We start from the raw sequence: 21,253 nt of genomic DNA, 5'->3' as shown, positions 1-21,253 counted from the left end.
CGTGAAGCGCGGACAGCCCTCAGTCCTTGCGCGGCAGGATGTCGAACTCCACCACCCGGCGGTCGGCCCGCAGGGCCTCCGCCAGGGCTTCCAGGTTCAAGTCGCCCCGGCACGAGAACGGTCCGGCCAGTTCGAACACCGCTCCCCCCTCGACCAGGCGCTGGTTCAACCGTTTGCCCTCCAGGCCGAAGGTGTCCAGCAGCAGCCGGAGCTCCGGCTCGTCGATCACCACGTCGCGGCGCGACCGCACGGTGATCTCGGCGAAGTTCCTCTGCGGCATATGGAGATCCAGCCAGCGGGCGAGGGTCAGGATCAACAGCGACAGCACCGTGCCGCCGATCGCCAGTTCGTAGAGGCCGACCCCGAACAGCGTGCCGATCGCCGAGGTCGTCCACAACGAAGCGGCCGTGGTCAGGCCGTGCACCGAGGCGCCCTGCTGAAAGATCACCCCGCCGCACAGAAAGCCGACCCCGGTCAGGATGCCGTGGGCCATACGGACCGGGTCGATGCGCACCACCGCCTGCGGCGCGCCTTCCAGCCAATGGATCTGGTGGACGGCGCCCAGCATCAGCAGCGCCGAGGCCAGGGCGACCAGCATGTGAGTGCGCAGGCCGGCCGGCCGGGCCCGATACTCCCGCTCGAACCCGATGGCGCCGCCGGCCACCAGGGCGGCCGAGGACGGGGAGGATGAGTTGCAGGGGCGCGTCCATGGTGGAGGTAACGGGCGAAGGCCGGCCGCGATCCCTCTCCGGCCGTCCGCCCCCAGACGGCTGTCATCCCGGGCGGAGCGCGGCGCGGACCCGGGACCGCCGGAAGCGCCGGCGTTCACGCATCGGTCCCGGATCTTCGCGCTGCGCGCTCGTCCGGGATGACAGCCTTTCTGTATTTGAAATCGGAGATCACCCCAGCTTCGCGACGTCCTCGTCGCTGATCTCTTCGTTCGAATAGACCGCCTGCACGTCGTCGTCGTCGTTGAGAGCGTCGAGCAGTTTCATCAGGGTGGCCACGGCCTCGCCGGTGACCGGAACCTGCATCTTCGGGCGCCAGGCGATCTTGGTGTTGGCGGCCGGGCCGAACCTGGCTTCCAGGGCGGCCGACACCTCGTTGAGGCTCTCGAAGGCGGTGTAGACGATGTGGCCTTCGCCCTCTTCGTCCATGTCGGAGACCACGTCGTCGGCGCCGGCCTCGATGGCGGCTTCCATCATGTCGTCTTCGCTGGCCGCCTTGGCCGGATAGCTGACCTGGCCGACGCGGTCATAGTTGAAGGCCACCGAGTTGGTGGCGCCCATGTTGCCGCCCAGCTTGGTGAAGTAGGAGCGGACATTGGCGGCGGCGCGGTTGCGGTTGTCGGTCAGCACCTCGACGATGATGCCGACGCCGCCGGCCGCGACGCCTTCGTAGCGGATCTCGTCATAATTGGCCGCGTCGCCCATCTGCGACTTCTTGATCGCCCGGTCGATGACGTCCTTGGGCAGGCTTTCGGCCTTGGCGTTGTTGACGGCCAGGCGCAGGCGCGGGTTCATGTTGGGGTCGGGCAGGCCGCCCTTGGCCGCCACGGTGATTTCCCGCGACAGCTTGGAGAACAGCTTGGAGCGCGCGGCGTCGGCGCGGCCCTTGCGGTGCATGATGTTCTTGAATTTCGAGTGGCCGGCCATTCGGAGGCTCTTCTCTGATCTGGAAATGGAAAGGTAGGGCGCGCTTCTACCGTCTGGAGCGGGGTTTTGTCACCCGGCTTGCGCGGAAGCGGTCCTCCCCCCGTGGGGGAGGCGGCCGAAGGCCGGTGGGGGGAGCTTTAGGGATGATCGGTCGTGCATGCGGTCGACCGCCCATCCCTCCCCCCACCGTCGGCTTCGCCGACACCTCCCCCACGGGGGAGGACCTTGGTCACGCCACCTTCAGCACCACCTCGATATTGCCCCGCGTGGCCCGGGAATAGGGGCACACCTGGTGGGCGGCGATCAGCAGCTTCTCCGCCGTCTCGCGGTCGAGGTCCGGGGCGTTGAGGGTCAGGCGGGCGCCGACGTGGAAGCTGACGTCGTCCTTGATCAGGTCCACCTCGCTGTCGAGGCTGTGCTCGCCCAGCTTGACGCCCTGATTGCGGGCCACCAGGCCCAGCGCGCCCAGGAAACAGGCCGCGTAGCCGGCCGCGAACAGCTGCTCGGGATTGGTCCCCTCGCCGTTGCCGCCCATCGACTTGGGGTAGCCCAGCTTGACGTCGAGGTGACCATCGTCGGTCTTGGCCGTGCCTTGTCGGCCGCCGACGGCGTGGGCGTGCGCGGTGTAGATGGCGTCGGTCATGGGAGTGCTCCTTCGGGGTTGAGGTCGCGGTGCGAACTTGAAACCGAAGGCGTGACGGGCGCAAGCGGAGCCGCGCGCTTGAAACCCTCTCCCGGAGGGGAGAGGGAGGGGCCCATGCGCAGCATGGGAGGGTGAGGGGTCACGCCCTCAGCCGGAGCGCCGCGCCGATCACCTCGGCCACGCCACCGGGATCGGCCAGCACGACCTCGTTATCGAAGCGCAGCACGCGGTAGCCGCAACGCTCGAGCACCTCTGTCCGTGTGGCGTCATGCTCGGCGCGATCCTCATGCATCGGGCCGTCCAGCTCGACGATCAGGTGGGCGTCAGGGCAGACGAAGTCGGCGAAGTAGCGGTCGATCGGGACTTGGCGGCGGAATTTGAAGTCATCAAGACGGCGGCCGCGAACGATGGCCCAGAGCTTTTCTTCGGCCAGGGTTTGGTGGCGGCGCAGACGACGGGCGTTGGGGATCGGGTTCATCGTGCGATGACCGGATCAAACCAGGAACGATGCAAGCGAAGTAACCGGGGTTTCGCTTTTCGGCGGCGTCACCCCTCACCCTCCCACCGCTGCGCGGCGGGTCCCTCCCTCTCCCCTCCGGGAGAGGGTTTCAGACCGTCGGCACCGTCTCCTTCAGCCGCCCGCCCACCCGGATCGGCTCGACGCGGACCGCCAGGCCCGTGCGGTCGTCGGTCTCGACGAACACGCCGCAGACCGTGGCCGGGCCGCTGGCCGGGGTGTAGCGGCCGCCGCTGATCTTGGTGGTGAAGCGCCGCAGGGGCTCTTCCTTCTGGTTGCCGATCACGCTGTCATAGTCGGCGCAGGCCCCGGCGTCGGTCTGGTAGGCGGTGCCGCCGGGCAGGATCTGGGCGTCGGCGGTCGGCACGTGGGTGTGGGTGCCCACCACCAGCGAGGCGCGGCCGTCGCAATAGTGGCCCATGGCCATCTTCTCGGAGGTGGCCTCGCAGTGCATGTCGACCACCACCGCGTCGGCCACCTGGCCCAGCGGGGCCTTGTCCAGCTCGCGGTCGGCGGCGGCGAACGGGTCGTCCATGGCGTCCATGTGCACCCGGCCCAGCAGGTTGATGACCATGATCGTCCGGCCGGCCTGCGTCTGGAACAGGTGGCTGCCCTTGCCCGGCGCGTCCGACAGGATCGGGTAGTTGGCGGGGCGGATCAGCCGCGGCTCGCGGACGATGTAGGTCAGGGCCTCGCGCTGGTCCCAGCTGTGGTTGCCCAGGGTCAGGCAGTCGGCCCCGGCCTCGAACAACTCGCGGGCGGTGTTCTCGGTGATCCCGAAACCGGCGGCGGCGTTCTCGGCGTTGATGATCACGAACTCGAGCCCGAGCTGGCGACGCAGGGCGGGCAGATGGTCGGCCAGGCCGTCGCGGCCCGACTTGCCGACGACATCCCCGAAGAAGGCAAAGCGCATGGGAGATCAGTCCTTTTGGACGGCGATATACTCGCTTTCCGTCAGAATGGCGTCCAATCGTTGATCATGGTCCTCGACGGGCAGGCCGTGGGTCTCCTGGCCGGCATAGGCCAGGCCCAGGGCGAACACCGCGCGCCGGCTCCGCAAGGCCTCCAGCGCCCGGTCGTAATAGCCGCCGCCCTGGCCCAGCCGCCGGCCCTCGCGATCGAAGGCCAGCAGCGGCACGACCACCAGGTCCGGTTCCACGGCGGGGCTGGACAGGTCGGGCGCGCTCAGGCCGATCTCGTCGCGGGCCAGCGGCTGGCCGGGCGCCCAGCGGCGAAACACCATGTGGCCGTCATCACCTTCGACGCTGGGCAGGGCCAGGGTCCAGCCCTGCCCGACCAGCCAGTCCGTGAGCGGATGGGTGTCGATCTCCGAGCCCCGCCCGAGATAGAGCGCCGCCACTTGGCCCACCGGGTGGGGGAAGCGGGCGCTCAGCGGCGCGCGCGCCACCTCCACCACCCGCCGGCCGGCGTCGGGATGTTCCAGGGCCAGCTGCTTGCGGCGGTCGCGCACGAACATCCGAAGGGCGGCCTTGGCGGCGACGGGGTCGGCGATGGTCATGAGCGTCATTTAGCCGTCATCGCGCGCGCGGCGAAGCGAAGACCCGGGATGACAAGCCGATATCGCAAGGTGGGAGATAAGGTGGCGGCGCCGTGAAGAACCGTGAAGACGTTTCAATCCGCTCGAACCTGTTTGTTACAGGTGGGCTCCGTGTTCCCGCAGCCACGGCCACGGGAGGGAACAGATCCCGATAGAGAGATTAAGGTCCCTGGGAATAGAAATCTTCGACGAGGGCCACAGCTGACCCGCCACCGAGCAATATAGGGCGTCACGGGGGAGAGCGATAGGGCCTCGCGCATTCGTCGCAGGGGCTAGATGGTATGCAGGTGTCACACCGCATGCTAAATTGGGCACGGAGGCCTCTCATGCCCGTCGTCAGCAAGCGCACCGTCAGTCTGCCCGCCGAACAGTCGAGCTACATCGACCGGTTGGTGGCGTCCGGCAGCTACGCCTCGGCCAGCGAGGTCGTGCGCGCCGGCGTTCGCGCCCTTCAAGAGAGGGACGCCGCCGTCGAGCGGTGGCTCCGAGAGGATGTCGCGCCTATCTACGACGCGATGCAGGCCGATCCTGATCGTGGACTCGCCGCCAAGGCGGTGTTCGACTCCATCCGCGCCCATCACGCCGACCGCCTCAAGCAGGGCTAGGGTGATCCGCGAGGTCATCTTCGCGCCCGAGGCGCGAGACGACCTGTTCGAACTTTATGGCCACATCGCCGGCCGTCTCATGAACGCCAGGAACGCACCGTGAGGATCGAAGTCAAACGCGCGCTGCGCCACTTTCTCACCTCGGTCGCCTTCCTGAGCGTGACGAGCTGGTTCGTCGCTTTCGCCTACGCCGACTGGCTGCGCTTCAGCAGCCCCGCTTCACCCAATCCCGCAACCGGGCAAGTGATCTACGAGAAGGCCGTCAGAGGCGTGTTCTACATCACCCCGGACCAGGCCTTCTGGGCCCAGCAGACCTTGTTGCCGATCTGGCTCACCCTGATGGCGGCGATCCTTCTGTCCCGACTGGTCGAGGTGAAGGACGAACCGACCGACGACGGCGCACCGATCTGGAAGGCGCTGGGCCTCGTCGTCACCATCGGACTGTTCGCCATACTTTTCTTGGGCGACTACCTGCTGGCGCCTGTATTCGAGATTCTCTCACCGCCCGCCCGTTGACGGACGGCGCCCGCCGAGCGAGCGGGACACTACCCCTGTGCCAGCGCCTCGATCTTCTCGGACGCCGCGTCCAGGGCCTTTATGGCCCGGATCTCGACGCGGGTCTGCTCGGTCTGCAGGCGGGCCAGTTCGGACTGGGCGTGGGCCAGGCGCAGCTTGAGGTCCGACAGCTCGTCGGCCAGCAGCAGAGCGCCCATCAGGAACAGCCGGGTCTCGCCCAGTTGGCCGACGTCCTGGCTGACCTGGCGCACCTGGCGGTCGAACAGGCGGGCGATTTCCAGCAGATGGGCTTCCTGCCCGTCCTCGCAGCCGACGGTGTAGGGGCGGCCGTTCACCTGGATGGTCAGTTGCGCCATGGCTCAGCCCTCCCTTTCCGGACGGTCGAGGTGCTCGCCGAACAGGTCTTCGCTCTGGTCGGCGGTTTCGTCGTCGTCGACCAGGTCGTCCTCGAACCCCTCTTCCTCGTCGTCCCCCTCTTCCTCGTCGTCATGGACGCCTTCGGTGATCAGGGTCTCGTCGCCCAGGGCGGCGCGGATCTCGGCGATGGCGCGGCCCAGGGCTTCGGAGGCCTGCTCGCCGGCCTCCTCCAGCGCCTTCTCGCGGGCGCGGGCGGCGTCGAGGTCGGCGGCCAGCTTCTGGGCCTTGGCGTCGGCCTCGGCGTCGAACAGGCCGACGGGCGCGGCGGTGGCCGGCGCCTCGACGGGCCGCGCCGCGCGTTCGGCGGCCAGCTTCTGCTCCAACTGGGCCACGGCGCGCTCCAGGCGGCGCGCGGCGAGTTCGAGGGCGTTACCTTCGCCCGGGGTCATCGGCATCGTCCTGTCATGCGGCGCAACATATAGATCACCGTCCGCTTCGCCACCCGCGATGGCGACAATTGGGCGATGAAACAGCGTTCATAACAATAGGTCATCGGATGTGAGGCCCGGCGAAGGTTTCTTGGGGTTGACTTCCCCGCCCCGCACCGCAAAACGCGCTGCAAAATCAAGGTAACGCCGGTCGCCTCGGCCGGACGCTCGTTAGGAGAAAGACCTCATGGCTCTTCGCGTCGCCATCAACGGCTTCGGCCGGATCGGACGTCTCGTCCTGCGTTCCATCGCCGAGCACGCGCGCCGCGACATCGAGGTCGTCGCCATCAACGACCTGGGCCCGGTCGAGACCAACGCCCACCTGCTGCGCTACGACAGCGTCCACGGCCGCTTCCCGGGCACGGTCACGTCCGGCGAGGACTGGATCGACGTCGGCATGGGCAAGATCAAGGTCACGGCGATCCGTAACCCCGAAGAGCTGCCGCACCGCGAGCTGAACGTCGACATCGCGTTCGAATGCACGGGCATCTTCACCGCCCGCGACAAGGCCGCCCTGCACCTGATGGCCGGCGCCAAGCGCGTGCTGGTCTCGGCCCCGGCCGACGGCGCCGACAAGACCATCGTCTACAAGGTCAACCACGAGACCCTGACCGCCGAGGACATCGTCGTCTCCAACGGCTCGTGCACCACCAACGCCCTGGCCCCGGTGGCCAAGGTGCTGAACGACCTGGTCGGCATCGAGCGTGGCTACATGACCACGATCCACAGCTACACCGGCGACCAGCCGACGCTGGACACCATGCACAAGGACCTCTACCGCGCCCGCGCCGCGGCCCTCTCCATGATCCCCACCTCGACCGGCGCCGCCAAGGCCCTGGGCCTGGTGCTGCCGGCCCTGAAGGGCAAGCTGGACGGCAGCTCGATCCGCGTGCCGACCCCGAACGTCTCGGTCATCGACCTGAAGGTCGTGCCGTCGCGCGACACCACGGTCGAGGAAGTCAACAACGCCCTGAAGGCCGCCGCCGACGGCGAGATGAACGGCGTGCTGTTCACCACCACCGAGCCGCTGGTCTCGAGCGACCTCAACCACATCGCCGCCAGCTCGACGGCCGCCCTGCCCCAGACCCAGGTCATCGAGGGCAAACTGGTCCGCGTGCTCAGCTGGTACGACAACGAATGGGGCTTCGCGACCCGCATGGCCGACACGGCCCTGGTGATGGCGAAGTTCCTGTAAAAAGTCAGAGCCCCCGTCCTCCCAAGGACGGGGGTTTTTCTTGATGACCGACACCCTGACCCAAACACCCCCAAAGTCCTGGCTAGCGCCTCTGGTGCTTGCTCTCGCTGCCTGGCCGGCTGGCTGGGCGGGCGGCCAGGGGCTATTCAAGATCGTCGCCTTCATCGCCCACGAGCAGGGATGTGAAGTTTGCCTTCGGCCGACCGACGCCGCACCGACGATCTGGAGCCTGACGGTCGGGATCATGTTGCTGGCCCTGGCCGGCGCCTGGCTCATCCTGCTGGGGCGCACCGTCTTCGTCGCGCTGCGACGAAGAACCCACAGCCTGGCCCATGTGACGCTCGCTCTGGCGTTGCTTGGCCTCTTCGCCTGGGCTAGCCGCTAGCCCGAACCTTTCGCCCGCAGACCGAGATCAGACCCATGCCCTTCCGCACCCTCGACACCGCCGATCTCGCCGGCAAGCGCGCCCTGGTCCGGGTGGACTTCAACGTGCCCGTCGACGGCGGCAAGATTACCGACGACACCCGGCTGCGCGCCGCCCTGCCGACCATCCACTACCTGTCACTGAAAGGCGCCAAGGTCATCCTGCTGGCCCACTTCGACCGGCCCAAGGGCAAGGTCGTGCCGGAGATGAGCCTGGCTTTCGTCGCCGAACCGCTGGCCAAGCTGCTGGAACAGCCGGTGGCCTTCGCCGCCGACTGCGTCGGGCCGGCCGCCAAGGCGGTGATCGACGGCCTGGAGGACGGCGGCGTGGCGCTGCTGGAGAACGTCCGCTTCCACGCCGGCGAAGAGAACAACGACGCCGACTTCGCCGCCGCCCTGGCCGCCAACGGCGACCTCTATGTCAATGACGCCTTCAGCGCCGCCCACCGCGCCCACGCCTCGACCGAAGCCCTGGCCCGCGCCCTGCCGTCCTATCCGGGTCTGGCCATGCAGCGCGAACTCGACGCCCTGGACGCCGCCCTGGGCAACCCCAAGAAGCCCGTGCTGGGCATCGTCGGCGGCTCCAAGGTCTCGACCAAGCTGGACCTGCTCAACAACCTGGTCGCCAAGCTGGACCGCCTGGCGATCGGCGGCGGCATGGCCAACACCTTCCTGTTCGCCCAGGGCCACGACGTCGGCGGCAGCCTCTGCGAGAAGGACCTGGCCGACACCGCCCGCCAGATCATCGCCACGGCGGAGAAGTCGGGTTGCGAACTACTGCTGCCGATCGACGTGGTGACGGCCAAGAAGGTCGCCCCGGGCGTCGACGCGCAGACCCGCGACCTGGCCGACGTCCAGGCCGACGACCTGATCCTCGACGCCGGCCCCAAAAGCGCCCAGCGCCTGATCGAGGCCATGGACGCCAGCAACACCCTGATCTGGAACGGCCCTCTGGGTGTCTTTGAGGTGCCACCTTTCGACGAAGCGACCGTTTCGGCGGCAAAACACGCCGCCAAACTCGCGAAAGCGGGTAAGATCGTCGCGGTCGCGGGCGGTGGTGATACCGTGGCGGCCCTGAACCATGCCGGTGTCTCGGCGGACTTCACGTTCGTCTCGACCGCCGGTGGCGCGTTCCTGGAATGGATGGAGGGCAAGACGCTTCCAGGCGTCGCGGCCCTCGAGGTTTAGGAGGAAACCAACTTCCAGGCTCCCACGTTCCGCTCATCCCGGCCAATGCCGGGACCCAGATTCATCTGGAGCGGTCCGTGGGGTTTCACCTGGGTCCCGGCGGTCGCCGGGATGAGCGGATTTTGATGACCCGGGCAAAGAACGCAAAAGCGTCAAAGCCCCAAGAACAAGAAACCACCCCAACACTTCACGCTTGCAGGAGAACCATCACGTGGCGAGGATCACGCTAAGACAGTTGCTGGATCATGCGGCGGAGCATGACTATGCGCTGCCCGCCTTCAACATCAACAACATGGAACAGGGCCTGGCGATCATGGAGGCGGCGGAAGCCGTCAACTCCCCGGTCATCATCCAGGCCTCGCGCGGGGCGCGGAACTACGCCAACGACATCATGCTGGCCCGGATGATCGACGCCCTGGCCGAGATCTATCCCGACATCCCGGTGTGCATGCACCAGGACCACGGCAACGGCCCGGCCACCTGCGCCACGGCGATCCAGTACGGCTTCACCTCGGTGATGATGGACGGCTCGCTGATGGAGGACGCCAAGACCCCCGCCACCTACGAATACAATGTCGAGGTCACCCGCAAGGTGGTCGAGATGGCCCACGCCTGCGGCGTGTCGGTCGAGGGCGAGCTTGGCGTGCTGGGGTCGCTTGAGAGCGGCATGGGCGAGGCCGAGGACGGCCACGGCTTCGAGGGCGTGCTCAGCCACGACGAACTGCTGACCGACCCCGACCAAGCGGTCGATTTCGTGCAGCGGACCGGCGTCGACGCCCTGGCTATCGCCATGGGCACCAGCCACGGGGCCTACAAGTTCACGCGCAAGCCGGACGGCGACGTCCTGGCCATGCACGTGATCGAGGAGATCCACCAGCGCCTGCCCAACACCCACCTGGTGATGCACGGCTCCAGCTCGGTCCCCCAGGACCTGCAGGACATCATCAACCAGTACGGCGGCGCCATTCCCCAGACCTGGGGCGTGCCGATCGAGGAGATCCAGCGCGGCATCAAGCACGGCGTGCGCAAGGTCAATGTCGACACCGACAACCGCCTGGCCATCACCGGCGCGATCCGCAAGATCCTGGCCGAGCACCCGCACGAGTTCGACCCGCGCGCCTATCTCAAGCCCGCCAAGGAAGCCATGCGCAAGGTCTGCCAGGCCCGGTTCGTCGAGTTCGGCTCGGCCGGCCACGCCGACAAGGTCAAGGCGCTGTCCACCGCGACCATGGCCAAGCGCTACACCGCCGGCGAACTGCACGCCAAGTTCGGCGCGGCCAAGAAGGCGGCGGCGGCCTAAAGGCTAACGGCTTTCGCTGAAATGACGAGGCCTCCCAGGGCGACCTGGGAGGCCTTTTCATTGGTCAATCCGCCCCGCGACAAACAGCGGGGTCGCACGGTCACGATTCCCAAGCTAGATCACCTCCGGGGGCGCAAGAGACATCCGAGAGTTTCCAGTGCCAGCTTTCTTCCTTCGCGCCGCCGTCCTCGTGGCGACGCTTGTTTCCGCGCCGGCGGCGTTCGCCGGCGGCCTCGACGACGCGGTGCTCAGCGAGCTCAACTACGCTAGGGCCCATCCCGCCGAATATGCCCGCGAACTGCGTCATCAGATGCGTTCGTCGGGCTCCGACGACTATTCCGGCTTCACCAACGAGGATCCCGACGCCGTCGACGAGGCCATCGACTTCCTCGAGCGGCAACCGGCGCTGGCGCCGCTGGCGCGCGACACCCGTATCGCGGCGGCGGCGCGCGAACATGCCGCGACCCAGGCGCGTCGCGGCGGTGTCGGCCACGGGGCGGCGGGGTCGCTGGGTCAACGCCTTCGCAACCACGGGGTCTGGGCGGGGATTTCGGCCGAGAACATCTCCTACGGCTATGACGAACCGCGCGCCATCGTCCGCCAGTTGATCGTCGACAGCGGGGTCGCGGGTCGGGGCCACCGCCGCAACATCTTCACCCAGGGCTACCGGTCGGCGGGCGTCGCCTGCGGCCCGCACGGGGCCTATGGAGCCATGTGCGTCATCGATTTCGCCGGCGCGATCGTGCAGCGCTCGGCGGAGAAGTGAGCCCGCGAACCCCGGTTTTTCCACGGGCGGATGGGCGCGCCTCGCCGTTCGGCGCGGAGTCTTCGGCTAGAGCGCGTTTGGCTTACATTGAAGCGCCCGCCCCAAACGCCGTTTTCCCGGCGAAGGCCGGGACCCAGATTCATCCTGAGCGGCTCGTGGGTTTCACCTGGGCCCCGACCTTCGTCGGGGAAACGGAGATTTGAGAAGCACGATTCAATCTGAAGCAAACACGCTCTAGAAGATGAAGTCGGTGGCGGTCATGCCCACGTGATAGCCGTCCAGTTCGATCGTGACGTCCGCCCCCGCGTCGTCGTTGATGTAACAATGGATCCTCGTCCTGTTCATCGCGGCGTCGTAATAGATCAGCACGTCGCCGGCGTGGCCGGTCTGGCCGTTCAGATGGAACCCCTGGTCTCCCGCCAGCAGGGTGTTGGAGTCTATGGCCGACAGGTCGATCACGTCGTGGGGCCCGCCCGCGCCCGTCATCGTCGAATCGACGAAGTCGGTGATCCGGTCCCGCGGCCCATTCCGGTAGGTAAAGACGAAGGTGTCCGCGCCAGCGCCGCCGGAGAACACGTCGCCAAGCCCCTCGAGCGAGAACACGTCGCCACCCCGTCCCAGGATCACGTCGTCGCCGTCGCCGCCGTCGATGCGATTGGCGCCCAGGGTCCCGGTCAGGATGTCGTCGAAGGCCGACCCGACCAGGTTCTCGATCGAGACCAGGGTGTCGGTCCCGGCGCCGCGGGTGTTCTGGTCCTCGATGATCCTCAGATCGACGGTGACCCCGGACAGGGCGGTGACATAGGACGCCGTGTCGATCCCGGCGTCGCCGTCGATCGTGTCGTCACCCATGCCGCCGTCGAGCACGTCGTCGCCGGCCCCGCCCCAGACGCTGTCGTGGCCGTCGCCGCCCGACAGCACGTCCGCGCCGTTCAGGCTCTGTAGCCAGTCCTGGCCCTCGCCGCCGATCAGGCCGTTCTCGGCGTTGTCGCCGGTCAAGGCGTCATCCCAGGCCGAACCCTCGACCACCTCGACCGAGGTCAGGGTGTCCAGGCCCTCGCCTGTGTTCTGGGCGCCCGACAGGCCCAGGTTCACCGTCACGCCGGCGCCCGCCGAGGCGTAGGACGCGGTGTCGATGTCCGCGCCGCCGTCCAGCAGGTCGTCGCCGGTCCCGCCGATCAGGATGTCCGCGCCCGCCGCCCCGCTCAGCACGTCCGCGCCGGCCCCGCCGTCGAGGATGTTGTTCTGGCCATCGCCGGTCAGGCCGTCGGCCGCTTGGCCGCCGACGACGTTCTCGACATTGCGCAGGGTGTCCTCGGCGACGCCGCCGACGAACAAGGTCACGTTGTTCGCGCCGTTCAGGGTCACCGCCACCGACAGGGTCTTTTCGTCGTAGACGGCGGTGTCCACGCCTTCCTCGCCGTTGATCAGGTCCCCGCCGCCGCGCCCGGCCAGGACGTCGTCGCCCTCCGCGCCGCTCAAGACATTGGCCAGGCCGTCGCCGGTCAGGCGGTCCGCCCCCAGGCCGCCCACCACACCTTCGACGTTGCGCAGCGTGTCCTCGGCGACGCCGCCCACGAAGACGGTCGCGTTGTTCGCACCGTCCAGGGTCACCGTCACCGACTGGGTCTTATCGTCATAGACGGCGAGGTCCGCCCCCGCCCCACCGTCGAGCACGTCCGCGCCGCCCAACCCCCACAGGACGTCGTTGCCGACCCCCAGGGTGATCGTATCGGCGCCCTGGCCGGCGTGGAGATTGAACCGCTCGACATTGGTCACCGAGCCGCTCGCCACGCCACCGACCCAGATGGTGTTCACCGCGGCGGCGTTGCTGTTGTCGAAGACGAGCGACGCGGTGCGGTCGTTGTAGAGGATGATGGCCAGGTCGTTTCCGGTTCCGCCGTCCAACTGATCGTCGCCGCCGTCGATATTGGCGTAGGGGCCCGTCGACGCCACGCCAGTCGGGCTCAACGCTCCCGCCGCCATGCTGGTCAGCAGGATGTCATCCCCCGCCCCGCCATCGAGGATGTCGTTCCCACGTCCGCCGATCAGGGCGTCGTTGCCGTCGCCGCCATGCAGCGTGTCGTTACCGTCCGGGGTGGAGAAGAGGTTGTCGTCGCCCAGGAGGACGTCGTTGCCGTCCTCGCCCCAGAGGTCGTCGTCGCCGCTGAGACCCTCAATCCGGTCGTGGCCTTCGCCGCCGGTGATCAGGTCTTGACCGCCGTTTAGACCCTTGAGGTAGATCGTGTCGATCCAGGTCGGCGAGAGGGTCATGAAGGCCAGATGCGTATCGTTGGGCGAAAGGATGGCCCAGGAGGCCCCGCCACCGCCGACGCCGTTCACCGCTTGGCCCGTCACCCTCGTAATCGCGCCGCTGGCAAGGTCCTTGATGAAGTAGTCGGCCACTTGACTGGGATCGTCGACGACCAGGTTGGTTGAGTTCGTGCGGAACATCACCTTGGTCCCGTCCGACGAGAACGTCGCTTCCGAAGTATAGTAGCCGTTGGCCTGCGCACCCGTGGCGCTGGTCGAGACGCGCGTCACCTCGCCGGTGACCAGGTCCTTCAGGAAGATGTCCGAGCGCCCGTTGGTGTCGCCCGCGACCAGGTTGCCGGCGTCGCTTTCGAACAGCAGCTTCGTGCCGTCCGGCGAGAACACCGGGTTGCGGGTCTCCCTGTCGCCCGTGCTTCCCGCCGCGCTGGTCGAAACCTGGGTGATAACGCCGGTGTCCAGGTCCTGGATGTAGATCTGGGCGTGGCCGTTATAGCCCGAACCGAAGTCGGACCAGCTGGCGAAGACAACCTTGGCGCCATCAGGCGAGAACGACGCCGTGAAGGCCCCGTCCGCCACCAGCGTGACCTCGCCCGTGACCAGGTCCTTGATGTGGACCGTCTGGTGGCGGGAAATATCCGACGCCGTGAAGATGATCCTGGAGCCGTCCGGCGAGAACCTGGCGTCTTCCACCGTGAAGTCCGAGGAGTTGGTGTACGCGCCGAGATCGATGGCGGTCACCGTGCCCGCGACAAGGTCCTTGATGTAGAGCGGTCCGACCGCGCCATGAATCGGGCCGCCATTGTCGTCCGCGCTCAGGAACAGCAGTTTGGAGCCGTCGGCCGAAAGGGACGGGCTGCTGCTGCCCTGGTCGACGCTGTAGTTCGCGCTCACGCCCGTGGTGGCGAGGCTCAGGACGCCCGTCACCATATCCAGCACGTAGACATCGGTGCCGTAGTTCGGGTCTTCAGGGATCAGGCCGATGGCGCCGGTCTGGAAATAGAGCTTCGTGCCGTCGGGCGACCATTGCGGATTCATCTCGTTGAAGCCGATCCCCGGCAACGCCAACAGCGCCACCAGCGTGGCCTCATTGGTTCCGACCAGCACGTCATTGCCCGTGCCGCCCACGATCGTTGTCATGAATCCCCCGACGCTTCACCGCGGGCGCGACGCGGATCGACACGCATCGCGCTGGTCGTCATCGGTCGGCTCGCCCCAAATCCGGAAACTAGAGATCGCAATGCGAAAAGCAAAGCTTAATACAACCTCGACGAAAGACGCGGCGAGGTTGATCTAGTTGGCGCCCGCCGGCGGATAGGCGTGGGCCCCGCCGTTGGGGTCCTCGACCTCGCCGGCCGTCGCCAGGTAGTCCGGACCGATCGGCACCTTGCCGTGGCCGTCGGGGATGTCGAGCACGTAGGTCGGCTGGCACAGGCCCGAGAACCGGCCGCGGATGGCGCGCATCAGGGCCCGGCCTTCGTCCACCGTGGTTCGCAGGTGGCCGGTACCGGGCGCATGGTCGCCATGGTGCAGATAGTAGGGACGGATGCGGGTCTCGACGAAGGCACGCATCAGGCCGCCCAGCGTGTCGGGATCGTCGTTGACGCCGCGCAGCAGCACCGTCTGGCTGAGCATCGGAATCCCGGCGTCGATGATCCGCGCGCAGGCCGTCCGGGCCGCCGGGGTCAGTTCGCGGGCGTGGTTGGCGTGCAGGGCGACATAGACCGCCTTGCCCGGGACCTTCAGCGCCGCGACCATCTCGCCGGTCACCGCGCCCGGATCGACAACCGGCACGCGGGTGTGGAAGCGCACGACCTTGACGTGGTCGATGGCCGCCAGGCGCTCGGCGATATCGCGCAGCCGGCGCGGCGACAGCACCAGCGGGTCGCCGCCGGTGACGATCACCTCCCAGATCTCGGGATGCGAGGCGACATAGGCGAAGGCGGCGTCCAGCTGAGCCGGGCTCAGGTTGGCCAGCCCCTCGGGCCCGACCATCTCGCGGCGGAAGCAGAACCGGCAATAGACCGCGCAGGTGTGGGTGGGCTTGAGCAGCACGCGGTCGGGATAGCGGTGGACCACGCCCTCGACCGGGCTGTGGGTCAGGTCACCGATCGGATCGCCGGTCTCGGCGGCGGTCTGGGTCAGTTCGGCCTCGTGCGGCAGGAACTGGCGGGCGATCGGGTCGTCGGCGTTGGCCGGGTCGATCAGTTCGGCCATCTCCGGGGTGATCGCCACCGCATAGCGCGCCGCCACTCGCTCCAGGGCCGGCAGCCGCTCGGGAGCGATCAGGCCGGCCTGGGCCAGGGCGGTGGCGCTGCGGAGGGTGCGGGCGACGGTCATGAGGCGCGGGATATGGCGGATTAGGACGCCCGGAGCAATGCGGCGGCCTAGCCGAGATCCTCGACCCACCTCCGGCGCCGGCTTTCGACCGCGCCCTTCAGCAGTCTCCGGAAGGTCGGGCACTCCATGTGGCTGGGCGCGGGACAGGCGGCGGCGTGGCGCAGGCCATCGCGTAGCGCGCCCAGGCGGCGGATCGTCTGGTCCAGGTCGTCGGCCTTGGCCGAGAGCTGGACGCGGTCCAGGCGCGGCCGCCCCGTCTGGTCGAACATGCCGGCGATCTCGTCGAGCGAGAACCCCGCCGTCTGGGCCAGGGCGATCAGCGACAGGCGCTCGAGCACACTAGCCTCGAAGAGCCGCTTCAGCCCCCGTCGGCCGATCGAACCGATCAAACCCTTTTCTTCGTAGAAACGCAGCCGGGAGGCGGCCATTCCGGTACTGTGCGCCACCTCCGCGATGTCGAGAAGTTTCACCATTGACCTCAAGTCGGCTTGAAGTCGTAGCCTCGTCCGTAGCCCACGTTGAAAGCAAGGAGGATCGTGTGACGCAGTCGAAAATCGAGGCCAACCAGGCCCAGGCCGAGCTTTGGAACGGCCAGGCCGGCCAGAACTGGGTCGAGCAGAACGCGATGCTCGATCGCCTGTTCGAACCTTTCGAACGGACGCTGCTCGACGCAGCCCGGCAAGAGGGCGCGCGCGAGGTGCTCGACGTGGGCTGCGGCGCCGGCGCGACGACCTTCGCCGTGGCGCGAGGCCTCGGCCGGGAAAGCCGCTGCACAGGGGTCGATCTGTCCGCGCCGCTGATCGAACTGGCGCGACGGCGCGCGGCCGACATGGGCGTCCCGAACACCGACTTCGTCGTCGCCGACGCTCAACGGCGCGATTTCCAGCCCGCGACGTTCGACATGGTGATCTCGCGGTTCGGGGTGATGTTCTTCGACGACCCGGTCGCGGCCTTCGCCAACCTGCGGCGCGCCGCGCATCCAGACGCGGGCCTGGCCTGCATCGTCTGGCGTGGGATCGAGGAGAACCCGTTCATGACCACGGCGGAACGGGCGGCCGCCCCGCTGCTGCCCGAACAGCCGCCGCGCGCCCCGAACGCGCCCGGCCAGTTCGCCTTCGCCAATCCCGACCACGTCGGCGGGGTGCTGTCGGCGGCCGGGTGGCGGGACGTGACCCTCCAGCCGCTTGACGTCGCCTGCGCGCTGTCGGCGGACGACCTGGAAACCTACCTGACCCGCATGGGGCCGGTGAGCCTGGTGCTGCCGGGCCTGGAGGCGGATCGCCGCCGCGCGGTGATCGCCGCCGTGCAGCGGGGCTTCGAGCCCTTCTTGGCCGACGGCGTGGCGCGGTTTACCGCCGCCTGCTGGCTGGTGCGGGGGCGTGTCTAGACCGATCGGCGCTCGATCCGGACAACCTGGGGCGCTTGAGCGTCCATAAACATCAGGGCCCGACCATAAAGCGCCGCCTTGCCCGTCTCGTCGAAAACGTTTTGGCCGAGAGGGGTGAACAGCACCTCGGCGCGCGCCAGCCCATCCTGATGGCGCCGCTCGATTTCGTCCTGATGCGCCCGCACGATCTCGGTCAGCACTACGCTGACCAGCTCCGGCTGGCTGTAGCGGACCAACATGTTGCCATCGTCCATGCGCATCGGCGTCAGGTCCGGATGAGCGTTGAAAACCTTCAGTATGATCTCGAGCGCCGCTGCCTTGGCTGCTGAATCGTCCAGCCCCGGTTCCAATACGGCGCAGGTACCGTTGGCGAACACCGCGAAGTCACGCTTCTGGTCGGTGTAGTAACGCAGCCGTTCCACGATCTGGTCCAGCGGCTGACCAAAGCTGGGTCGCCATTTGGGCACGGGTGGAAAGTCGTTCGGCTCGGCCGCCCGTGCGGGCGCCCGTGCCCCGAACAAGGCCATGACCGATCCCAGAACACCTCGCCGCGTCATGCCTACTCCCCCACTCGCGGACCCTAGCTAGCCGACATCGGGCGTCTCGGCCACCGGCGTCCACATCACCTGGTCCACCCGGCTGGCCCCCGCCGCCAGCATCACCAGCCGGTCGAAGCCCAGCGCCGAGCCCGAGGCGTTGGGCATGATCTCCAGCGCCGCCAGGAAGTCCTCGTCCAGCGGGTAGCGTTCGCCATGGACCCGCGCCTTCTCGTCCATCTCGGCCTCGAAGCGGCGGCGCTGCTCGCCGGCGTCGGTGAGTTCGCCAAAGGCGTTGGCCAGCTCGACCCCGCAGGCATAGAGCTCGAACCGTTCGGCGACGCGCGGATCGCCGGGCTTGGGCCGCGCCAGGGCCGCCTCGGCGACCGGATATTCGCAGAGGATCACCGCCCGACCAATGCCGAGGTTCGGCTCGACCTTCTCGACGATCACCCGGCTGAATACGTCGGCCCAGGTATCGTCGTCGGCGACGCGGATGCCGGCGACCTTCGCGGCGGCGGCCAGGACGTCACGGTCCACCGAACCGTCCGCCGCGATCGAGGCCATCAGGTCCACGCCCGCGTACCGTTCGAATCCCTCTGTCACCGTCACTCGCTCAGGCAGCGCGAACGGATCGCACGAGCGGCCCCGGAAGCGGAACTCGCGGGTTCCCGCCGTCTCGGCCGCCAGGGCCAGCAGCGCCGCGCAGTCGTCCATCAGGGTCTGGTAGGGCGCGTCGACCCGGTACCATTCCAGCATGGTGAACTCCGGATGGTGCAGCGCCCCGCGCTCGCGGTTGCGCCAGACCTTGCCGAAATCGAAGATCCGTCGCTCGCCCGCCGCCAGCAGCTTCTTGCAGGAGAATTCCGGCGAGGTGTGCAGATAGAGCGGCGCGGCCTCGCCCGAGATCGTCAGCGCCTGGGTGGCGAAGGCGTGCAGGTGGGCCTCGTTGCCGGGCGAGACCTGCAGGGCGGCGGTCTCGACCTCCAGGAAGTCCTGCCCCTCGAACCAGGTCCGGAACGCGGCCTTGATCCGGTTGCGGGCCAGCAGGAACGGCCGCCGGTCGGCGTGGCTTTCGGGTCGCCACCAGGGCGACGGAGAGGCTGCTTGCACGGGAAAGTCCCTGGGACGGGGGTGGTTATCTTGGTGCGGATCGCTATAGGAGGGCGATATCCAACGCAAATCGCGCGGCCCCGGGCCGCCGCGGGACCAAGGACAGAATACGTGAAAGTCGCCGCCAGCTCGCTCCGGAAGGGTTTCGTCGTCGATATGGACGGCAAGCTCTACGTGGTCCTCAACGTCGAAAACATCCACCCGGGCAAGGGCACGCCCGTCACCCAGCTGAACATGCGCCGCATCTCGGACGGCGTGAAGGTGTCGGAACGCTACCGCACGACCGAGACGGTCGAGCGCGCCTTCGTCGACCAGCGCGACCACACCTTCCTGTACCAGGACGGCGAGGGCTACCACTTCATGAACCCGGAAAGCTACGACCAGCTGGTGGCCACCCCCGAGGTGATCGGCGACCTGGGCGCCTATCTGCAGGAAGGCATGGTCGTGCAGCTGTCGACCCATAACGACCTGCCGATCGCGCTGGAACTGCCGCGCACCGTGACCCTGGAAATCGTCGAGACCGAACCCTCGGTGAAGGGCCAGACGGCGTCGTCGTCGTACAAGCCGGCGATCCTCAGCAACGGCGTGCGCACCATGGTGCCGCCTTACATCGCCGCCGGCACCCGGGTGATTATCCTGACGGAAGACGGTTCGTACCAGGAACGGGCCAAGGACTAAGCTTGGCTGGGGACAGGCGCTTGCGCCTGTCCCCAATCCAGTCACCACCGCAGCGCCCACCTTCCCACCACCGCCCCCAGCGCCCCGACGCCCAGCACGCCGAGCGTGTACCAGACCCCCACGAACACCATGGTGCTCTCGGCGCAGTGCAGGCCGTAGATCGTGGCCGCCACCCCGCCGGCGAAGGCCCCGGCCGCGAAGCCGGTCAGGACCGGGCGGGTCGGGGCCATGCGGCGCAGCACCAGCAGCGTCGCCGCCAGGCCCGGCAGCGACAAGGCCAGGATATTGGCGGCGCAGACCGACCACGAATGGCCGCGCAGCATGACCATCCGCTGCTCGGACGTGCTGAGCAGGCCCTGGGTCAGGCCGGCGACGACGAACACCACCAACACCGCCGCCCCGAAGATCAGGGCCCGCCGAGGCGCGCCGTTCGGCCGGGCCAGGCGCTCCAGCGCCCAGAAGCCGGCCAGGGCCAGCAGCGCGGTGTAGGTGGCCTTCATCCAGAACATCCGGCCGGTCATCGCCTCGGCCAGGTCGTGGCGGGCGTGCAGCCAGGTCAGCACCAGCACCAGGGCCGCCAGGGCCCCGGCCACGGCGACGCCGAGGAAGCGGCGCTGCACCGCGCCCCCGGGGATGGGGCGCGGGTCGGTCGCCAGTCGGTCGATCAGATCATCCGTCCGCACGACCACGCATCCTTTCGCCGAGGGCCTTCAGGGCCCGATGCAGGGCGACCTTGGCCGCGCCTTCCGAGACGCCGGCCCGCGCGCCGGCCTGGGCCAGGCTGAGGCCTTCGATCTTGACGCCGCGCACCAGGTCGCGCTGGCGTTGGGGCAGGGTGTCCAGGGCGCGCTCCAGGTCCATGGCCGAGCCGGGCTCGGGGGCGTAGGCGGCCAGCACCTCCACATAGTCGTCGATCGGCACGGTCACGCGGACCTTGCGACGGCGCCAGTGGTCGATCAGCTTGTAGCGCGCCAGGGCGAAGGCCCAGGGGGTGAACGGCTGGGCGCGATCATAGGTCGCGCGCCGCGTATGCACCGCCATCAGGGTCTCCTGCACCAGGTCCTCCACGTCGCCGGGGGCGTCGCGCATGCGGCGCTCGAAATAGGCGCGCAGACGGCCGCCCAGCAGCGACAGCAACAACCGATAGGCCGGAGCGTCGCCGTCCAGGCCCAGCAGCATCAGCGCCTTGAGGCGGGCTTCGGTTTCCGTCACGCCTCCCCCTTGTTCGCGCGAGACGGCCGGATGGTTACACGGCGTCGCCCGAGGCGGAAATGGCGGCCCGCGAAACGGCCCGAGAATTTTGTTCGCCGGGCGATGTAACCTTCGTTTCGCCGCGTCCGTACCTGCTGATGACCACGCAGAACGGGCCGACGACCGGCGCCGGGCCGGTCAAGCCACAGACGAAGGAAACGTCCCCATGAGCCGCAACGTGAACGCTCCCGCCCTCGCCCTCGCCGCCGTGTTCGCCCTGAGCGCCGGCGCCGCCATGGCCCGCGACGACATGAAGCCCGCCAAGGCCGAGACCGAAAAATGCTACGGCGTCGCCAAGGCCGGCCAGAACGACTGCAAGGCCGGAGCCGGCACCAGCTGCGCGGGCACCTCGAAGGTCGACTACCAGGGCGACGCCTGGAAGAAGGTCGCCAAGGGTACCTGCGTCACCCTCAAGACCCCGAACGGCACGGGCTCGCTGACCCCGAAGGCTTAGGCCGAACCTCGC

25 protein-coding genes are annotated in these 21,253 nt (G+C 68.2%); 10 read left to right on the top strand and 15 right to left on the bottom strand.

What is annotated here, in order from left to right; genetic code table 11:
* Positions 1–19 precede the first annotated feature (19 nt).
* The 6 genes from ASD79_RS25390 to ASD79_RS03885 form a co-directional block, all read right to left on the bottom strand.
* Complete coding sequence (locus ASD79_RS25390; protein WP_304438972.1) at positions 20–664, bottom strand: MgtC/SapB family protein; 645 nt, start codon at positions 662–664, stop codon at positions 20–22.
* 235 nt (positions 665–899) lie between these two features.
* Positions 900–1,655: a YebC/PmpR family DNA-binding transcriptional regulator gene (locus ASD79_RS03905; RefSeq protein ID WP_056719697.1), complete on the bottom strand. Its 756-nt coding sequence runs from the start codon at positions 1,653–1,655 to the stop codon at positions 900–902.
* Between the two features lie 229 nt (positions 1,656–1,884).
* On the bottom strand, positions 1,885–2,298 hold the full coding sequence (locus tag ASD79_RS03900) for an organic hydroperoxide resistance protein (RefSeq protein ID WP_056719696.1): 414 nt from the start codon (positions 2,296–2,298) through the stop codon (positions 1,885–1,887).
* 139 nt (positions 2,299–2,437) lie between these two features.
* Complete coding sequence (locus ASD79_RS03895; protein WP_056719695.1) at positions 2,438–2,776, bottom strand: DUF559 domain-containing protein; 339 nt, start codon at positions 2,774–2,776, stop codon at positions 2,438–2,440.
* Between the two features lie 130 nt (positions 2,777–2,906).
* Positions 2,907–3,728, bottom strand: coding sequence for a TIGR00282 family metallophosphoesterase (locus ASD79_RS03890; RefSeq protein WP_056719694.1), 822 nt, complete (start codon positions 3,726–3,728; stop codon positions 2,907–2,909).
* Positions 3,729–3,734: 6 nt separating this feature from the next.
* On the bottom strand, positions 3,735–4,343 hold the full coding sequence (locus ASD79_RS03885; RefSeq protein WP_368664854.1) for a 5-formyltetrahydrofolate cyclo-ligase: 609 nt from the start codon (positions 4,341–4,343) through the stop codon (positions 3,735–3,737).
* Between the two features lie 356 nt (positions 4,344–4,699).
* Here ASD79_RS03885 and ASD79_RS03880 point away from each other — a divergent pair, with 356 nt between their 5' ends.
* The gene (locus ASD79_RS03880; protein ID WP_056719693.1) at positions 4,700–4,978 is read left to right on the top strand and encodes a type II toxin-antitoxin system ParD family antitoxin; all 279 of its coding nucleotides are present in this window, start codon (positions 4,700–4,702) and stop codon (positions 4,976–4,978) included.
* A 99-nt stretch (positions 4,979–5,077) separates the two neighbouring features.
* Positions 5,078–5,494, top strand: coding sequence for a hypothetical protein (locus tag ASD79_RS03875; protein ID WP_056719692.1), 417 nt, complete (start codon positions 5,078–5,080; stop codon positions 5,492–5,494).
* A gap of 29 nt (positions 5,495–5,523) precedes the next feature.
* On the opposite strand, the gene ASD79_RS03870 is transcribed toward ASD79_RS03875, so the two are convergent.
* Complete coding sequence (locus tag ASD79_RS03870) at positions 5,524–5,850, bottom strand: cell division protein ZapA (protein ID WP_007673567.1); 327 nt, start codon at positions 5,848–5,850, stop codon at positions 5,524–5,526.
* A gap of 3 nt (positions 5,851–5,853) precedes the next feature.
* The gene (locus ASD79_RS03865; RefSeq protein ID WP_056719890.1) at positions 5,854–6,300 is read right to left on the bottom strand and encodes a DUF4164 family protein; all 447 of its coding nucleotides are present in this window, start codon (positions 6,298–6,300) and stop codon (positions 5,854–5,856) included.
* A gap of 226 nt (positions 6,301–6,526) precedes the next feature.
* Between ASD79_RS03865 and gap the strand changes: the two genes are divergently transcribed.
* From gap to ASD79_RS03840, 5 genes are all read left to right on the top strand, one after another.
* Positions 6,527–7,534 carry a type I glyceraldehyde-3-phosphate dehydrogenase gene (gene gap / locus ASD79_RS03860; protein ID WP_056719691.1) on the top strand — a complete coding sequence of 336 codons (1,008 nt, stop codon included), beginning with the start codon at positions 6,527–6,529 and terminating at the stop codon, positions 7,532–7,534.
* Between the two features lie 94 nt (positions 7,535–7,628).
* On the top strand, positions 7,629–7,919 hold the full coding sequence (locus tag ASD79_RS03855) for a hypothetical protein (RefSeq protein WP_156400347.1): 291 nt from the start codon (positions 7,629–7,631) through the stop codon (positions 7,917–7,919).
* A 35-nt stretch (positions 7,920–7,954) separates the two neighbouring features.
* On the top strand, positions 7,955–9,145 hold the full coding sequence (gene pgk / locus ASD79_RS03850) for a phosphoglycerate kinase (RefSeq protein ID WP_056719689.1): 1,191 nt from the start codon (positions 7,955–7,957) through the stop codon (positions 9,143–9,145).
* A gap of 211 nt (positions 9,146–9,356) precedes the next feature.
* Positions 9,357–10,445: a class II fructose-bisphosphate aldolase gene (gene fba, locus ASD79_RS03845; RefSeq protein ID WP_056719889.1), complete on the top strand. Its 1,089-nt coding sequence runs from the start codon at positions 9,357–9,359 to the stop codon at positions 10,443–10,445.
* A gap of 157 nt (positions 10,446–10,602) precedes the next feature.
* Positions 10,603–11,211: a CAP domain-containing protein gene (locus ASD79_RS03840; protein WP_056719688.1), complete on the top strand. Its 609-nt coding sequence runs from the start codon at positions 10,603–10,605 to the stop codon at positions 11,209–11,211.
* Positions 11,212–11,445: 234 nt separating this feature from the next.
* Here the strand turns inward: ASD79_RS03840 and ASD79_RS03835 are convergent, their stop codons facing one another.
* The 3 genes from ASD79_RS03835 to ASD79_RS03825 all read right to left on the bottom strand — a co-directional run bounded on the left by ASD79_RS03835 (position 11,446) and on the right by ASD79_RS03825 (position 16,295).
* Positions 11,446–14,622: a PD40 domain-containing protein gene (locus ASD79_RS03835; protein ID WP_056719687.1), complete on the bottom strand. Its 3,177-nt coding sequence runs from the start codon at positions 14,620–14,622 to the stop codon at positions 11,446–11,448.
* A gap of 153 nt (positions 14,623–14,775) precedes the next feature.
* Positions 14,776–15,822 (bottom strand): lysine-2,3-aminomutase-like protein, encoded by a 1,047-nt coding sequence (locus tag ASD79_RS03830; RefSeq protein ID WP_056719686.1) that lies wholly within the window; start codon positions 15,820–15,822, stop codon positions 14,776–14,778.
* Between the two features lie 47 nt (positions 15,823–15,869).
* The gene (locus tag ASD79_RS03825) at positions 15,870–16,295 is read right to left on the bottom strand and encodes a helix-turn-helix domain-containing protein (RefSeq protein WP_056719685.1); all 426 of its coding nucleotides are present in this window, start codon (positions 16,293–16,295) and stop codon (positions 15,870–15,872) included.
* 65 nt (positions 16,296–16,360) lie between these two features.
* Here ASD79_RS03825 and ASD79_RS03820 point away from each other — a divergent pair, with 65 nt between their 5' ends.
* Entirely contained in the window at positions 16,361–17,209 is an 849-nt protein-coding gene (locus ASD79_RS03820; protein WP_056719684.1) for a class I SAM-dependent methyltransferase, read from the top strand.
* Here the strand turns inward: ASD79_RS03820 and ASD79_RS03815 are convergent.
* Both ASD79_RS03815 and epmA read right to left on the bottom strand, forming a co-directional pair.
* The gene (locus ASD79_RS03815; protein ID WP_056719683.1) at positions 17,206–17,736 is read right to left on the bottom strand and encodes a hypothetical protein; all 531 of its coding nucleotides are present in this window, start codon (positions 17,734–17,736) and stop codon (positions 17,206–17,208) included. The genes ASD79_RS03820 and ASD79_RS03815 overlap by 4 nt on opposite strands.
* A gap of 57 nt (positions 17,737–17,793) precedes the next feature.
* Positions 17,794–18,858 (bottom strand): EF-P lysine aminoacylase EpmA, encoded by a 1,065-nt coding sequence (gene epmA / locus ASD79_RS03810; protein WP_056719682.1) that lies wholly within the window; start codon positions 18,856–18,858, stop codon positions 17,794–17,796.
* Between the two features lie 111 nt (positions 18,859–18,969).
* Here epmA and efp point away from each other — a divergent pair, with 111 nt between their 5' ends.
* Positions 18,970–19,536: an elongation factor P gene (gene efp, locus ASD79_RS03805; RefSeq protein ID WP_007664778.1), complete on the top strand. Its 567-nt coding sequence runs from the start codon at positions 18,970–18,972 to the stop codon at positions 19,534–19,536.
* A 41-nt stretch (positions 19,537–19,577) separates the two neighbouring features.
* Here efp and ASD79_RS03800 read toward each other — a convergent pair whose 3' ends face one another.
* Both ASD79_RS03800 and ASD79_RS03795 read right to left on the bottom strand, forming a co-directional pair.
* Positions 19,578–20,219 (bottom strand): NrsF family protein, encoded by a 642-nt coding sequence (locus ASD79_RS03800; RefSeq protein ID WP_056719888.1) that lies wholly within the window; start codon positions 20,217–20,219, stop codon positions 19,578–19,580.
* Entirely contained in the window at positions 20,206–20,748 is a 543-nt protein-coding gene (locus ASD79_RS03795) for a sigma-70 family RNA polymerase sigma factor (RefSeq protein ID WP_056719681.1), read from the bottom strand. Before ASD79_RS03795 ends, ASD79_RS03800 begins: the two co-directional genes overlap by 14 nt.
* Before the next feature lie 205 nt (positions 20,749–20,953).
* Between ASD79_RS03795 and ASD79_RS03790 the strand changes: the two genes are divergently transcribed.
* On the top strand, positions 20,954–21,241 hold the full coding sequence (locus ASD79_RS03790) for a DUF2282 domain-containing protein (protein ID WP_056719680.1): 288 nt from the start codon (positions 20,954–20,956) through the stop codon (positions 21,239–21,241).
* Positions 21,242–21,253: the final 12 nt, after the last annotated feature.

This window comes from Caulobacter sp. Root655 (assembly GCF_001427665.1).
Taxonomy (GTDB): Bacteria; Pseudomonadota; Alphaproteobacteria; order Caulobacterales; family Caulobacteraceae; genus Caulobacter.
Note: the sequence above shows the minus strand (reverse complement) of the source record. Positions and strands in the feature narration are given on the sequence as shown.

Bases quoted from the DNA above. Each gene is read 5' to 3' on its own strand.
- ASD79_RS03905 (WP_056719697.1), bottom strand. From the start codon at position 1,655: ATGGCCGGCCACTCGAAATTCAAGAACATCATGCACCGCAAGGGCCGC.
- ASD79_RS03900 (WP_056719696.1), bottom strand. From the start codon at position 2,298: ATGACCGACGCCATCTACACCGCGCACGCCCACGCCGTCGGCGGCCGA.
- ASD79_RS03895 (WP_056719695.1), bottom strand. From the start codon at position 2,776: ATGAACCCGATCCCCAACGCCCGTCGTCTGCGCCGCCACCAAACCCTG.
- ASD79_RS03890 (WP_056719694.1), bottom strand. From the start codon at position 3,728: ATGCGCTTTGCCTTCTTCGGGGATGTCGTCGGCAAGTCGGGCCGCGAC.
- ASD79_RS03885 (WP_368664854.1), bottom strand. From the start codon at position 4,343: ATGACGCTCATGACCATCGCCGACCCCGTCGCCGCCAAGGCCGCCCTT.
- ASD79_RS03880 (WP_056719693.1), top strand. From the start codon at position 4,700: ATGCCCGTCGTCAGCAAGCGCACCGTCAGTCTGCCCGCCGAACAGTCG.
- ASD79_RS03870 (WP_007673567.1), bottom strand. From the start codon at position 5,850: ATGGCGCAACTGACCATCCAGGTGAACGGCCGCCCCTACACCGTCGGC.
- ASD79_RS03865 (WP_056719890.1), bottom strand. From the start codon at position 6,300: ATGACCCCGGGCGAAGGTAACGCCCTCGAACTCGCCGCGCGCCGCCTG.
- gap (WP_056719691.1), top strand. From the start codon at position 6,527: ATGGCTCTTCGCGTCGCCATCAACGGCTTCGGCCGGATCGGACGTCTC.
- pgk (WP_056719689.1), top strand. From the start codon at position 7,955: ATGCCCTTCCGCACCCTCGACACCGCCGATCTCGCCGGCAAGCGCGCC.
- ASD79_RS03835 (WP_056719687.1), bottom strand. From the start codon at position 14,622: ATGACAACGATCGTGGGCGGCACGGGCAATGACGTGCTGGTCGGAACC.
- ASD79_RS03830 (WP_056719686.1), bottom strand. From the start codon at position 15,822: ATGACCGTCGCCCGCACCCTCCGCAGCGCCACCGCCCTGGCCCAGGCC.
- ASD79_RS03825 (WP_056719685.1), bottom strand. From the start codon at position 16,295: ATGGTGAAACTTCTCGACATCGCGGAGGTGGCGCACAGTACCGGAATG.
- ASD79_RS03815 (WP_056719683.1), bottom strand. From the start codon at position 17,736: ATGGCCTTGTTCGGGGCACGGGCGCCCGCACGGGCGGCCGAGCCGAAC.
- ASD79_RS03790 (WP_056719680.1), top strand. From the start codon at position 20,954: ATGAGCCGCAACGTGAACGCTCCCGCCCTCGCCCTCGCCGCCGTGTTC.